The sequence below is a fragment of the Nostoc sp. DSM 114161 genome, from assembly GCF_052692665.1.
The window spans coordinates 7,175,633-7,190,228 of the sequence record NZ_CP195141.1; the positions used below are offsets into that span (position 1 = coordinate 7,175,633).

The 14,596-nt window shown below is 40.2% G+C and carries 14 protein-coding genes; 9 read left to right on the top strand and 5 right to left on the bottom strand.

Annotation, left to right across the window (positions count from 1 at the left end):
* Positions 1-42 precede the first annotated feature (42 nt).
* The 8 genes from uxaC (at position 43) to NSTC745_RS29860 (ending at position 9,712) form a co-directional block, all read left to right on the top strand.
* The gene (uxaC, locus tag NSTC745_RS29825) at positions 43-1,482 is read left to right on the top strand and encodes a glucuronate isomerase (RefSeq protein ID WP_445634232.1); all 1,440 of its coding nucleotides are present in this window, start codon (positions 43-45) and stop codon (positions 1,480-1,482) included.
* 246 nt (positions 1,483-1,728) lie between these two features.
* On the top strand, positions 1,729-2,583 hold the full coding sequence (locus NSTC745_RS29830; protein ID WP_445634233.1) for an SDR family oxidoreductase: 855 nt from the start codon (positions 1,729-1,731) through the stop codon (positions 2,581-2,583).
* 2 nt (positions 2,584-2,585) lie between these two features.
* Positions 2,586-3,848 carry a lactate racemase domain-containing protein gene (locus NSTC745_RS29835; protein ID WP_445634234.1) on the top strand — a complete coding sequence of 421 codons (1,263 nt, stop codon included), beginning with the start codon at positions 2,586-2,588 and terminating at the stop codon, positions 3,846-3,848.
* 357 nt (positions 3,849-4,205) lie between these two features.
* Entirely contained in the window at positions 4,206-4,703 is a 498-nt protein-coding gene (locus NSTC745_RS29840) for a DUF6174 domain-containing protein (protein WP_445634235.1), read from the top strand.
* 264 nt (positions 4,704-4,967) lie between these two features.
* On the top strand, positions 4,968-5,468 hold the full coding sequence (locus NSTC745_RS29845; RefSeq protein ID WP_445634236.1) for a DUF4278 domain-containing protein: 501 nt from the start codon (positions 4,968-4,970) through the stop codon (positions 5,466-5,468).
* A gap of 306 nt (positions 5,469-5,774) precedes the next feature.
* Positions 5,775-7,715, top strand: coding sequence for an FAD-dependent oxidoreductase (locus NSTC745_RS29850; protein ID WP_445634237.1), 1,941 nt, complete (start codon positions 5,775-5,777; stop codon positions 7,713-7,715).
* Positions 7,716-8,057: 342 nt separating this feature from the next.
* Entirely contained in the window at positions 8,058-8,525 is a 468-nt protein-coding gene (locus NSTC745_RS29855; RefSeq protein WP_445634238.1) for a DUF4870 domain-containing protein, read from the top strand.
* A gap of 89 nt (positions 8,526-8,614) precedes the next feature.
* Positions 8,615-9,712 carry a Gfo/Idh/MocA family protein gene (locus tag NSTC745_RS29860; protein ID WP_445634239.1) on the top strand — a complete coding sequence of 366 codons (1,098 nt, stop codon included), beginning with the start codon at positions 8,615-8,617 and terminating at the stop codon, positions 9,710-9,712.
* A 48-nt stretch (positions 9,713-9,760) separates the two neighbouring features.
* Here NSTC745_RS29860 and NSTC745_RS29865 read toward each other — a convergent pair whose 3' ends face one another.
* Positions 9,761-10,336, bottom strand: coding sequence for a retropepsin-like aspartic protease family protein (locus tag NSTC745_RS29865; RefSeq protein ID WP_445634240.1), 576 nt, complete (start codon positions 10,334-10,336; stop codon positions 9,761-9,763).
* Positions 10,337-10,819: 483 nt separating this feature from the next.
* Between NSTC745_RS29865 and NSTC745_RS29870 the strand changes: the two genes are divergently transcribed.
* On the top strand, positions 10,820-11,191 hold the full coding sequence (locus NSTC745_RS29870; RefSeq protein ID WP_445634241.1) for a hypothetical protein: 372 nt from the start codon (positions 10,820-10,822) through the stop codon (positions 11,189-11,191).
* Between the two features lie 155 nt (positions 11,192-11,346).
* Here NSTC745_RS29870 and nblS read toward each other — a convergent pair whose 3' ends face one another.
* The 4 genes from nblS to NSTC745_RS29890 form a co-directional block, all read right to left on the bottom strand.
* A complete protein-coding gene (gene nblS / locus NSTC745_RS29875) occupies positions 11,347-13,293 on the bottom strand; it encodes a two-component system sensor histidine kinase NblS (protein WP_445634242.1) in 1,947 nt (648 codons plus the stop codon).
* Positions 13,294-13,409: 116 nt separating this feature from the next.
* Positions 13,410-13,802: a DUF5615 family PIN-like protein gene (locus NSTC745_RS29880; RefSeq protein ID WP_445634243.1), complete on the bottom strand. Its 393-nt coding sequence runs from the start codon at positions 13,800-13,802 to the stop codon at positions 13,410-13,412.
* Positions 13,799-14,176: a DUF433 domain-containing protein gene (locus tag NSTC745_RS29885; protein WP_445634244.1), complete on the bottom strand. Its 378-nt coding sequence runs from the start codon at positions 14,174-14,176 to the stop codon at positions 13,799-13,801. Before NSTC745_RS29885 ends, NSTC745_RS29880 begins: the two co-directional genes overlap by 4 nt.
* 59 nt (positions 14,177-14,235) lie before the next feature.
* Positions 14,236-14,580 (bottom strand): XisI protein, encoded by a 345-nt coding sequence (locus NSTC745_RS29890; protein ID WP_445634245.1) that lies wholly within the window; start codon positions 14,578-14,580, stop codon positions 14,236-14,238.
* Between the last annotated feature and the right edge of the window lie 16 nt (positions 14,581-14,596).

Genomic DNA, 14,596 nt, shown 5'->3' on the forward strand with positions numbered 1-14,596 from the left:
ATGACCAATGACCAATGACCAATGACCAATGACCAATGACCAATGACTAATAACAAAAATATGTTAACTAAAAAATGGAGTTTATCTAGCGATCGCTGTTTCGCTCCAGAACCAGAACAAAGACAACTAGCACGTCAATTTTTTGACAAAATATCTACTCTACCGCTGGTGTGTCCCCACGGACATGTAGACCCAGCCTTATTGGCTAATCCCGCAGCGCGTTTTGGTTCGCCAACTGAATTATTGATTATTCCCGATCACTATATTTTCCGTATGCTCTATAGTCGGGGCGTACCTTTATCAGCTTTGGGCATACCTAGCCGCGATGGTTCGTCAGTGGAAACCGACCACCGCAAAATTTGGCAGCTTTTCGCCGACAATTTTTACTTATTTCAAGGTACTCCCTCTGGGTTGTGGCTCAAAGACGAACTCACTAACGTGTTTGGAGTGGACGAGCCTTTAAATTCTCGTAATGCGGGATATATCTACGATTACTTGCAAAAGCTGTTATTGTTACCTGAATTCTCACCTCGTGCTTTATTTAAAAAGTTTAATATTGAAGTCCTTTGCACTACCGATGCGGCCAGCGACACACTTGAGTATCATCAATCACTACACAAAGAAGGTTTTACCCAGATAAAACCTACCTTTCGACCAGATGCAGTAGTCAATCTAAATACTCTTGGTTGGCGGGAAAATCTAGCCAAGCTCGAAAGCACTGTTGGGCGAGAAATTAACACTTATGCTGCTTTCGTGCAAACTCTAGAAGAACGTCGAGCCTTTTTTAAAGAAATGGGTGCGACAGCTACCGACCATAGTGCAGCTACACCTTATACTAATCGCCTTAGCGATCGCGAAGCAGAAGCTATCTTTGCTAGAGCATTAGCTAACAACCTAAATCCAAGCGATGCAGAGCGTTTTACCGGCCACATGTTTATGGAAATGGCTCGGATGAGTGTAGAAGATGGTCTAGTTATGCAAATGCATTGCGGTATTATGCGTAACCATAATCCGGCTGTGTTTGAGCGATTTGGGTCTGATAAAGGTGCTGATATTCCCTTGAAACTAGAGTGGACGGAAAATTTGCAGCCGTTGTTATCAGTCTACGGCAATCATAAAGACTTTCACTTAATTCTGTTTGGATTGGATGAAAGCACTTATAGCCGCGAACTAGCTCCCCTAGCCGGTCATTATCCCGCAGTTCTGTTGGGGCCGCCTTGGTGGTTCCACGACAGCATGAATGGTATGGAAAGATACTTCAATCAAGTGATGGAAACAGCCGGACTTTATAACACTGCTGGCTTTAACGATGATACGCGGGCTTTTGTTTCCATTCCTGCCCGCCATACAGTCTGGCGTCGCGTAGCTTGTAACTGGTTAGCGGGGTTGGTAATACGCGGGTTAATTGAAGAAGAAGAAGGCTATCAAATGGCTTACGCATTAGCTTATGACCTTGCCAAAGATGCTTACAAATTGAACTAATACAGGTAAATGATGCATCTTTGGGTGAAAAAGATGCGATGAATAGCGTCTCTACAAGTTGTGTTTGCTGAATTTGAATGTGAAACCCAAAAATCAACTCTTCTCAACTCTTACTCTCTGCGACTCTGTCTTGAAAAGTTCAGATCGCCGGAAGCCGGCGCTCCGACTTTTCGCTGCGACTCTGCGTGATTTTTTCAAATTCGTACTACTTCATTAACGCACCCTATTTAAATAGAGGAATTATCGATGCCAGACTTATTGAATAAACCAGATTTAATTTTGGATAAACTTTTTAGCCTCAAAGACCGGGTAGCATTAGTCACAGGCGGTTATGGCGTGCTTGGCGGGGCAATGGCGCGGGGTTTGGCGCTGGCGGGAGCGCGAGTAGTCGTTCTCGGTCGCAATGAAGTACGGGCGGATACAATGGTAGCTGATATTACCGCTAATGGTGGTGAAAGTATGGCGGTGTTGGCAGATGTTGGCGATCGCTCCCAATTAGAAATAGCCAAACACGCGATTTTAAAGCATTGGGGTCAAATAGATATCCTGGTAAACGCCGCTGGCGGTAATATTCCGGCTGCCACAATTACACCTGATGCTAGTTTTTTTGATATGCCACACGCAGCATTTGAGCAAGTTATGAGTCTCAACTTGATGGGGACTTTACTACCCAGCCAAGTTTTTGGACAAGCAATGGTGGAAAGAAATCAACCCCAAGGTTGTATTGTGAATATTTCTTCCATGTCTGCTATCCGTGCGATTAGTCGGGTGGTTGGTTACTCGGCGGCGAAAGCAGCCATAGACAACTTTACTCGTTGGTTAGCTGTGGAACTGGCTCAAAAATATGGGGCTGGGTTGCGAGTCAATGCGATCGCGCCGGGTTTTTTTATTGGCGAGCAAAATCGAGATTTATTGCTGAATGCAGATGGTAGTTTAAGCGATCGCGGGCAAAAAATCATCAACCATACCCCAGCCGGACGTTTTGGAGAACCGCAGGAATTACTCAGTACTTTGATTTGGTTATGCAGTTCTGGTTCTAGTTTCGTCAACGGCGTAGTTGTGCCGGTGGATGGCGGGTTTAGTATTTACAGTGGAGTTTAAAAATGTATTCATTAGCCGTAACTAATAATGGGATACTTGCGGATGAGGAAGTTTCCCAACTAGTTCATCAAGCTTTAGCAAACCCTGAATTTGATGGACAGCGCATCTTAGTATTAATTCCCGATGGTACGCGCACTGCACCCATCCCGCAAATGTTTCGCCTGCTTCATCAGGAGTTAAATAATAGGGTTGCTGCATTAGATTATTTAATTGCTCTGGGTACCCATAATCCCATGAGTGAAGAACAAATCAATCATTTAGTTGGGGTGACACAAGAGGAAAGAGAGACAACTTTTAAAGGAATTAACATCTTTAACCACCTTTGGAATCTACCAGAGACTTTTATTTCTTGTGGGGTAATTTCGGCTGGAGAAATAGCAAAAATTAGTAATGGAATGCTGCACGAGGAAGTTAACGTGCGTGTTAATAAATTAGTTACAGCTTATGATTTAATAATAATTTGTGGCCCAGTATTTCCCCACGAAGTTGTCGGTTTTTCTGGGGGTAATAAATATTTTTTCCCTGGCATTAGCGGTCAGGAAGTAATAAATTTATCGCACTGGTTAGGAGCTTTAATCACTTGTTATGAAATTATTGGTACCCTTGGAACTACGCCAGTTCGGCGTTTGATCGACCGAGCCGCTAGCATGATTTCCACGCCGAAACTTTGCTTGGCAATGGTGGTTGCACCGAAAACAAATAAGTTAGCCGGACTTTATATAGATAAACCAGAGTCAGCCTGGGAAGCTGCTGCAAAATTATCTGCGAAACTACATATTAAATATGTAAATAAGCCTTTTAAACAAGTGCTTTCAGTTATGCCCAAAATGTACGATGACATTTGGACGGCTGCTAAAGGAATGTACAAACTAGAGCCAGTAGTCGCGGATGGTGGAGAAGTAATTATCTATGCACCTCATATTACCGAATTTAGCTACACGCATGGCGAAGTTTTAGCAGAGATTGGTTATCATGTGCGGGATTATTTTCTTAAACAATGGGATAAATTCCAAGGATATCCGGCGGGAGTGCTAGCACATAGTACGCACTTGAAAGGTATGGGTACTTTTGATTTTATAGAAGGAGAAAAACCTCGAATTCGCGTGACTCTAGCTACTGGTATTTCTCCAGAACGTTGTGCTGCTCACAATTTGAACTATCGCGATCCGGCTACGATTCAACTAACAGAATGGTCTCATCGCGAACATGAAGGTATTTTAGTTGTACCCAAGGCTGGCGAGATACTTTACCGTCTGAATAACTAAAGTTAAATAAATAAATTTGCTTATTTTCAGACCTTTTTAGATTTTAAATTTAGGATTTATAATGCAAAATCTAAAATCTAAAATTTGGTACGAAAACTCTTGGTAAAGGAACGGTTTTAGGTTTAGCGATCGCCCGCAAAATTATAGCAGAAAAACACGCTGGCATTCTAGATATTAATTCTCCGATAGGCAAATGAACCGAATTTAGCATTCTCATACCGATTTGCGATCGTGTTACTACTTTTCATACTTGCTAACATACCAAGGTATTTTAATCAAAAGATAAACTTTATTTAAAGAAGTAAATCTACTAATATATATAGTAGAAGGCAGTTATTTACTAGCTAATAGATCCATATGCGCTTATCTATCATTATCAGTGTCGGCTTATTGCTACTTACAGGCCTCAACCTACCAGTAATGTCTCAACCTCCCATAGAGGTAGCACAATTAGCAGCGAATAATAATTTGGCTCAAAGACGGTTAAAATTTAACCGCAATTTGTGGAATAAACAAAATATTTCTAACTATCGCTATACCTTGAGTAACAGTTGCTTTTGTATACCAGAAGCTAGAGGCCCGGTAATCATTGAAGTACGTAATGGCGAAACAACGTTAATCACTTCTGTAGCTACAGGTCAACCAGTTGAGAATCGAGAATTATTTCAAAATTACAACACAATTCCTAAACTTTTTAATTTAATTCAGGATGCTATCGCCCGTAAAGCCTCCAACCTAGATGTAAACTACAGTCCGAAACTCGGCTATCCAACCCAAATTAATATCGATTACAATAGTCAAATAGCTGATGAAGAAATATATCTGACAATTGAGAATTTGGAACAAATTAAATAAATACTTAACTGATTGTTGTTCAGTATAGAATGAATAAAGTTTGATACTTACCTAAAAGGCGATCGCCCCTGTTCGCCTTTTTTATTGCATATATTACATTGACTTTAAACGTCTACGGCTAATACATATACCTAAAAGTAACACTTTTACTCAAAAAGCACGGTAACCACAAAAATTTCTTTGAGGTAAGATAGATAACAATTTTCCAAATAACTTGAATCTGCGTTACAAACGCTTGAGTTTTGGTTTATTAAGTTAAGAAAAATGGCTTCATATTTTTTGGTTATACCCTGTGCTTGTTTGATCGCTAGCTATTTTGTATTAAAAAAAATTAATCGTGAAATTTCACATTTGGTGGCTGTATTTGCAGTTATCACCTTAATTTTGGGTTTAATCTTCGCTCCTTGGCAGATGTTAGTTTTACTATTAATTCCTGTAATTATTAGTACAAGCTATGAATACTACACAAGCAAGGTTATTGAAAAAATAGAATCACCACAACAGCCAGTTTGTGAATCTGAAGCAGATTGTAATTTGATCTACCGTGGAGTTTCCTATCGTGCTGACTCCAATAGCAAATTAGATAAAGTAAATACACCAAAAGCTACGTATAAATTGAGCTTTCGGGGAAGTACTTATTTTGCTTGTGTTAATCCTAACGCTGAATCGCCTGAAGTAACTACATCACCAGTAACTTATAAATTGAGCTTTCGGGGAAGAACTTATTGTGTGAAGAAAACTGCACAAAAAGAAATTGATTCCTAATTCGTAGCTACGCTAACAATGCGCCTCTATGCCCAAACTATTTGTTGTTTGGTAGCCAATTATTAAATATTATATTACATTGTCAACTAATTTTTTAATTTGTTAAACCAAATTTTGGCGCTTTATTTTCTGACAAATAAAAATGTAGGCTACAAAAGATAATTCAGAATTCAGAGTAGGAAGTTACTTTCAAGCTATGGTAATTTCATTTTGAATTCGGAATTTTAAATTCTGACACAAAATCTGCTAATTCCAAGTCATGATTTCATGTCAGTAATTCATCGTGAAGTGTTAATTTTGTAACCAATGAGTTCACTATTCAATCCGCCAGAATCGTCTACTATTTCGCGTCGAACACTGTTGAAAGTCTTTGGTGTTGGTGCAATTGCGGGAGTCACAGGATACTCTCGATTTGCTAAGCCAAAACCAACGGTGTTTGAAAAAGATACCCTGAAATTGCCACGGATGTTAAATCAGCAAAAAAGTGTTGTAGTAATTGGGGGTGGTTTAGCGGGTTTAGCTTGTGCTTATGAATTGAGTCAACGGGGATTTGTGGTTACACTTTTGGAAAAGTCTCCCCAACTTGGTGGTAAAATTGCTAGTTGGTGGATAGAAGCTGTGGGTGAAACTTTTAAGATGGAACATGGCTTTCATGGCTTTTTTCCCCAGTATTATAATTTGAATAGTTTAGTTAAAGAACTGGAGATTAGCGATAATTTTGCATCCTTAAACTTTTACTCAGTTGTCTACCGCGATCGCGAATACAAACCAGAAGTATTTTATCCTAGTAATTCTGCCTTTCCTTGGAATATTATAGATTTAGCGATCGCTTCTCCCAACCGCTTCAAATGGGGAATTAATCTTACAAAATTAAAACACTTGCAAGTCTTCCAGGCGATTACTGGTTTTCAAAGAGAAAAGAACTTTCAGCGATTCGATAATATATCCGTTGCTGATTGGGTAAACACAGAATTTCCCCAAGGATTATACGACTTATATTTTCTACCTTTTGCCAAATCTAGTTTGAATGCACCAGACACAATGAGTGTCGGAGAATTAATGCAATTCTTCCACTTTTATTTTTTTGGTAACCCTGAAGGACTAGCTTTTAATGGCACTAAAGATGATATGGGGACAAGTTTAGTGCAACCCATTGCCCAGGCAATTCACGATAAAGGCGGTAAAATTATCACAGGTGCGACTGTGAGTGAAATTCCTGCTACAGAAGGTAAGATTGCTGCACTAAAATATTATGTTGGTGGTAATCAAAATAGCGTGCCTTTTTGGGTAAAAAGGAATTCAGTTGTTGATGATGCCAAGATGGAATATTTTGGTGCGGCTGATGAAGTATTTGCTTTACCTCCTGGAGGACAAGAAGCGATTTCTCTTACCTGTACTCATCAAGGTTGTACTGTGGAAATGGCAGCGGATGGTCAGTTTCATTGCCCTTGTCATGGTGCAGTTTTTAGTAGTAATGGTAAAGTAGTAAAAGGGCCTGCTGAAGAAGATTTATCTAAGTTTCAAGTAGTGGCGCGGCAAGATGAAGAAGTGCAACTGGTAGCAGTGAATAAAGAATCATCATCACCAGAGATAATTCAGGCAGATTATTATGTTTTGGCTACCGATGTACCCGGAGTGCAGCAACTATTGAAACGAGTGAATGGGAATATAGATGAAAAAGTGCGATCGCAAGTTCAAAATTTAAGTATCGCCGATCCTTTTGCTGTTTGTCGTTTTTGGTTTGACCGCGATTTTGAATGGAAACAAAGTAATTTTACATCTTTATCCGGCTACCAATTAACTGACAGCATCACCCTTTATCATCGGATTCAACAACAATTCATCGATTGGGCAAAACGCAGCGGTGGAAGTGTAGTAGAATTACACGCTTATTGTTATAAAGCAAAAGAATTTCCTACTCAAGAAGCGTTGTTAACCAAGTTTGAAGAAGAACTCTATGAAATTGTCCCAGAATTACAGCAAGCACAGGTATTACATCGAGAATTAGTAAATCAACATAACTTTTCTGGATATCCACCAAATAGCTACGCCCAACGTCCAGAAACTAGTACTAATGTTCCTAACTTATTATTTGCAGGTGATTGGGTGAAAATGCCCTTTCCTTGTGGATTGATGGAACGCGCTGTTAGTAGCGGCTTATTAGCAGCCAATGAGATTTTACACCGTGAGGGCTTACAGAGGCGATCGCTTTTATCAGTAAATCCAGAGGGAATGTTACAAATTTAGAATTAAGAATCGGGTATTGGGCATGGGGCACTTGTACTGAGCGCAGCCGTTGGCGCAGCCTCTCGCAGAGAAGTATGGGGCATGGGGAGGGTGTAGGGCAAGGAGTTACTGTGCATTAATTCTTCCCTGACACCCCGCCCAGTCTCAACAGACAACCTTTGTACGTAAGCTTTGTTTATGTAGAGGTTGCTTTGGAACCAACAGAAGGCATAGTCTAGGAATATAGAAACTGTTCCCAAAAACTATGACCGAGAAATACTCAGATTTTGAGCTATTGTTTGGCTATTTTATTGGTAGTAAAGTGGAGAATTATCTGGTAGATCCACTCGAACTTAAAAAGCTATGAGAGAAAAACCTAAACAACAAATGCGTATATGGGCGGTGTTGTGTCATCTCTCAGCTTTATTAGCCTGGATCTTAGTCTTGTTTTTGGTATATATTGGCATACCTTTATTTTTGCCCCTGAATCTGTTAGCCCCACTCATGATTTGGCGATTAAAAAAAGCAAAATATCCCTGGATTGATTTTCAAGGTAAAGAATCATTAAATTTTCAAATTTCTTTGACATTTTATACATTAATTTTTATTGTTATTTCTTTGTTTTTTGTGTTAACTAGCTTTAGTTTGGCAGTGACTACTAATAGTAAAATTAACGAAGTCAAATTAACTTTAGATAGTTTACTGATTGTGCTGACATCATTAATTTCATTAATCCTAATATTACAATCATTTTTAGTGACTTTTGCTGCTATCAAAGCTTACAATGGACAACATTATCGTTATCCTTTCACAATTAGAGTTTTGCGATAAAAGATGAATAATTTTGAGGCTATTTCGTCGCCCTGTCAGCATACTGAATTCTTGAGCATAATTTCTATAAATATAGGAGTAAAGATTATATGATTGGGGTTGCGATCGCTGGTACTGGATTTGGTCAAAAAGTCCACATTCCTGGATTACAAGCACATCCTCGCACCGAGGTAGTTGCTGTTTATCACCGAGATATCAATAAAGCCAAAGCCATAGCACAATCCCATAATATCCCCCACGCCTGCGACACACTTGCAGATATTGTCACATTACCAGAAGTCCAAGCAGTCAGCATTTCTACCCCGCCGTTTTTGCACTATGAAATGGCAAAAACAGTCCTCCAAGCAGGCAAACATTTACTACTAGAAAAACCTATAGCTTTAAATGCAAATGAAGCCAAAGAACTTTATCGATTAGCTAAACAAAAAGGCGTCATTGCCAGTGTAGATTTTGAATTTCGTTTTGTCCCAGGATGGCAATTATTTGCTGAACTTTTGTCAGCAAAATATGTAGGGGAGTTGCGCTTAATTAGAATTGATTGGTTAGGTTCTTCTCGTGCTGATGCTTCGCGTCCTTGGAATTGGTATTCTGATAAAGAAAAGGGAGGCGGTGCATTGGGGTCATTGGGTTCCCACGCCTTCGATTATATTCATTGGTTATTCGGGCCAGTGCGGAAATTAAGCGCCCATTTAACTACTGCAATTCCGGCGCGAATTGACCCGACAAATCAAGAATTAAAGCCAGTAAATACAGATGACAATTGTATATTAACGCTGGAATTAGCAGATGGTACGCCTTGCCAAGTTACTATCAGCGCGGTTGTTCATGCACCAAGAACCCATTGGATAGAAGTATATGGCGATCGCGGTACTTTAATTGTAGGTAGTGAAAATCAAAAAGATTATATACACGGCTTTCGTGTTTGGGGTTCCCAGCCAGGTAAACCTCTTGCAGAAATAGAAATACCAAATCGATTAATTTTCCCCAAAAATTACGCCGATGGACGAATTTCTGCATTTATTCGTGTCATAGACCAATGGGTGCAAGGAATTGACCAAAACCAGCAAACAGTACCATCTCTGCGAGAAGGAATTTATTCTCAGTTATTGATGGATTTATCTCACAAATCCCACGAAACAAGCAGTTGGGTTGATGTACCCAGCTTAGAAAGTTATCTTGAAAGCTAAATTTTGGATTTTAAATTATTTCTTCAATCCAAAATTTAAAATTCCTAGCTAGCGGTGATGAAACTCCACTTGTTTCTCTAAAATCTTAATATCGTAGTTACCAAAAAAATCGTGACCTAGTAGCCCAATGTCAGCTTGTGGAGCGATCGCTACCTGAATATTATGCGCTACAACTCCACCTACTGTAATAGATTTTACCTTACTTGTTGAAAATTGGACTTCACTACCATCAGCAACTTGAGCTTCTAAGATACCTGTAGTTTTGAGTTGCAGGCTACTTGCCATATTTCGAGTAATCACAGTAGCACTAGCGCCTGTATCTACAATCATTTCAAAGGTTTTTTTGTCATTGAAAGTAACATCAACTATGGGAGTTCCACCAAAGCGGCGTTTGATGGGAACTCGAAAAACTGCGTCGTCTGAAGATGCGTCTGAAGACTCAGCTGTCTTACCACCACAAAGCTTTGCCAATCCAATGGTTTCACCAGAAGAAGTTACCATGAAACATGTTCCTGGATCTCCAATTGATGCTTGATTGAATAATACTAAAAATAGTAGTGTAGGCATGACTGCAACCGCACTTAAATTGATGGTTTTAATCCCATACCTCCAGACGTTCTTCATATTATCTTAATTCTCCATTAATGCGATATTTATTAATATCCCAATTGCTAAAATAAATTGATTTTTGTATTTTTAGTTTTTACTTTTATATTTTTACTTATATTACCTAGAATTACTGATTTATAAATTAAAGATTAGATAAAGACATGATAAAACTACTGAGAGTTAATTAATCGATTAAATAGAGAGTTGGGGACAAGGAGAATAATTCTTAATTCTTGTCTCAGCCAGTAGTGGACTGACACAGCTAATTTGGTGCATTAGCAAAAATCAAAAACGTTGGTTTTTTTCAATACCTCAAAAATCTATTGCATCATTTTAGTCGTGTCAGTCCACTACGTATATTCAAAAATCAAAAGTGATAAAAATAACTCATAAAAATGTAATTTTAATTAAAAAGATGGTATATTTACTGTATTTCCCTATTGCCGTAGGAAATGGCTAAAATCAAAGTGTTTACTTAACGTATTTATCCTAAAGGTTTTGGCTACTGTATCTTGTCCCCGTTGCCATCAACAGATTGAGAGTCAAGCTATTAGTTGTCCTTATTGCCGGATAACACTCAAAGCTTACGGCCATCCCGGTATTCCCTTGCACCGTGCTACTGGGGACGGGTATCTTTGCGACACCTGCACCTATCATGCTGATGATAGTTGCAATTTTCCCCAACGTCCCTACGCTAAAGATTGTACCCTCTACCAAAATATTGAAGAGACAAAGTTAGATTTAGAACAGCAGCGTTACTCCAAGAGTTTCGCAGTAACTGTGAAAACTTGGCTACAACGTAATCAGGCTTTGCTGTTGCTATTAGCTTTATTGTTATTGTGTTTGCTGTTCGTTATATCAACATCTTGAATTTGTGTTTTTTGAGGAATGGGAAGTGGGGAGACGCGGGGACGCTCTTGAGGCAAGGGAAAAGGTTAAAGGTTAAAGGGAAAAGGAATAAATTTAATCTTTTCCCTTTCCCCATACCCTGTTTGGCCAATGCCCCATGCCCAATGCCCAATACTTCAGACTGTTGTAATTTTCGGGGTTTCAGTATTAGGCTCAATTACTACAGATGCTGCTTCTTCTTCAAATACGGCTAAGTCGAACCAAAAAGTAGTGCCAACGCCAACTTCACTCACCAAATGGACTTTACTACGATGTCTGTCGATGATGTTTCTGACAATCGATAAGCCTAAACCAGTGCCTTCTAGAGTGTGAACTCGGTTTTCTACGCGAAAGAAGCGTTCAAATATTGAGTGTTGGTCTTCTGTGGCAATACCAATTCCAGTATCGGAAATTTCAATTCGCACTGGAGGAGATTGGGCGCGATCGGGCTTGGAATCTAGTTGGTAGGCGCGGATTGCAACTTTACCGCCGGCTTTTGTGAATTTCAGGGCATTACCAATCAAATTACCAAATACTTGTACGAGCAAATCATAATTACCTACTACTAACGGTAAATTAGGTGCAACTTCTTGAATAAGTTCAACACATTTATCTTTAGCATTGAGTTGGTAAGTACGCAGTGTTTGTTCGATCGCTTGGCTGACATCCACTCCATCGAAACTATAATTACGACCAGATTCGAGTTTTGACAAATCTAAAACATCGTTAACTAAGCGAGTCAGGCGATCGGTTTCATGGTTCACTGTTTGCAGAAACTCTTGCCGTTCTTTTACACCCAAGTCTTCGCCGTAGTCATGCAAGGTTTCAATATAGGTTTTGATGTTAAATAGAGGCGTTCGCAGTTCGTGAGAAACGTTGCTGATAAATTGGCTTTTGGCTTCGTTTAATTCCACTTCGCGGGTGATATCTTGGATGGTAATCGCAATGCCTTTGATACTTTCTCGCTGCTGGTTGAGTACTGTAGTCAACAGAATGCGGATTGTCCGCTGGATGGGTTGGTTGAGAAAAATTCGGAATTCGGCGCTTTCACATTCGCCTGCGGCCATTTCGTACAAAGGGCGAGTGATTTCCATCTGTGCCGCCGGGGGTAAATAATGCAGTACATTGCGTCCTACCACTTCAGCGGCTTCCCAACCAAAAATTCGCTGAGCTGTAGGATTTGCTAGAATCACCTGCATGTTGTTATCTATCAGCACAGCACCATCGGCGATGGTGGAAACTAAGGTTTCTAGCTTGGCTTTTTCTGCGGTGAGTTCTTCGATATTTTGTTCTTCATAGCGCTCTAATCGCTCTGCCATTTCATTAAAGCTGAAAATTAATTCTCCCAGTTCGCCACCTAAAGGTAAATCAATCCGCTGCTTAAAATTCCCCGCAGCAATTTGTTTTACTCCCACCAGTAGTTCTTTAATCGGCTTGGTAATGGTCAAAGCGTTAATTACTCCTGCCAAAATCACCATTACCCAAATGGTAATAAATACTGCAATGGTGACATCGCGGGTAAAATTGGTAGAGATGACAGCAGTTTGATTGGGATTGATACCGATCGCTAATACACCCAAGTATTTTTTATCAACGATCAAGGGAATAAAGACATCAGTGACCGTCCCAGATGGGGTTGTATGTTGTCGCACCATCGGCTTTTCGCCATCCCCAGGATAATCCTCTGGCAGTTGTATGCGCCGTTCAATGGTGAGGGAGTTTTCTACCTCCGGTTCCCAAAAAGGAATGCCAAAAAAGATTTTTCCAGTTTCATCGGCATACAGCATATAACGCACGCTAGAGGTGCTGCTGTAGAAGCGTTGCGAAAATTGGGCAACCTCAGTCAGATTATTATCAGCCACTAGGGGGGCAACGTTGGCAGCAAGCAGCAGTCCCAAATCGCGCCCGAATCGGGTGTCATTCGTCCGTGCATCCTGCTGAATGGTGTTTACAGCCCAGAAGGTCAAACCACTCATCACCAGGGAGACTACCATTGTCGCCACAGCCAACAGTTTGGTCTGGAGGGTGAACTCAGACCACCAACTAGCGATCGCATCTCGAATTGTTTTTAACAGAGCTAGCATTTTAAATAAAGTTGTTAGTAGTCCTTGTTATAAACCCCAACAACTAAAAAATTAACAGTTAATTTGACAAATATGTTAGGGATAAGGGCAGAATAGGTAAATTGGCAGAAATAGCTTCATGGAATAAACAGCCGACCAACTCCTATGTAGTTTTCAATGTCTAGCACAATTTCGATGAGACGATCTACACATTGCTCTCGATAGTCGAACTCATCAAGGCGTTTGAGATCCCCAATTGTAACTACAGGAAATGAATCCGTTGTGTTTTCCTCACGCATGACTTTCTCCAAAGAATCTTCACCTTTCATGTTCCGATTTGCTGTGAGGATAATCATTTGGTTGGCTTGAGCGAAACGCCAGACAACCCTATCGCTACTGTCCATCAATAAACCAGCCTCTCGAAAGGTTATAAAACGAACAGATATCAACTCCAGCCAACCGCCCTTTGCCAAAATACCAAGGAAAACAAGCGCATATCCGTCAAGGTTGTAATCAACCAGGAAAGTCATAGCGCTTTTGAAGCGCGTTTGGCTTTTTGCTCCTTAAGCTTTGCCCAGAGGGTTTCTTGTCCGGGTTTATGTGGCATTGTTGCAATGTGGGTCAAATGTTCGCGGTTGCGATCTTCCCAATACTGACGAATTTCTTCTCTAGTTTGCAAGACTTGTTGATATTCAGCTTCTACCTGAGTAGAATTTGCTTTGATGTAACCCAGAGCCGCACTAAGTTGTTCCTCTGTAAGATTAAATTTGTCACGGATTAGTTTTGGTGGATACTGAGCTTTGAGAAAATCTATGACATCATAGAGAGTCAAACGCGTACCTGCGATGGTCAATCCACGTTCTGTACGAATAATGGTTGTTTCTCTATCGGATGCCTGAGTCATATCTTGAGCTACTGGAAAACTGACTCTATGTTACCCCGGACAAAAAGCTCAGCGCATCGCTAAGATGCTACTGCAAAATCTGTGTGCTGCCGCATCTTTGGCTCATGGAATGCCAAGACTATATCCTCCTTGGGAACGCCTGCACGAACTAGGTCAGTTGCGATACCGTCTTCAGTCCAATCTTCCTCGATCCAGAATTTACCATCTCGAAGCCGAACGTAGACGGTCATACCAGTAATGCGTTCGTCATTTTGCCAACCAAGGTTCATCCAAATATAATGACCCTTTGGCTCATCAACAATTAAGAATGTTTCGATGTCTCGGTTAGAACCACGGTTACATAGTTCTACATACTCTGTGAGGATACGCTTAATTATTTTAGGATAGTCGGTTAATTTATCCATTGTTAGATCTCCTCTG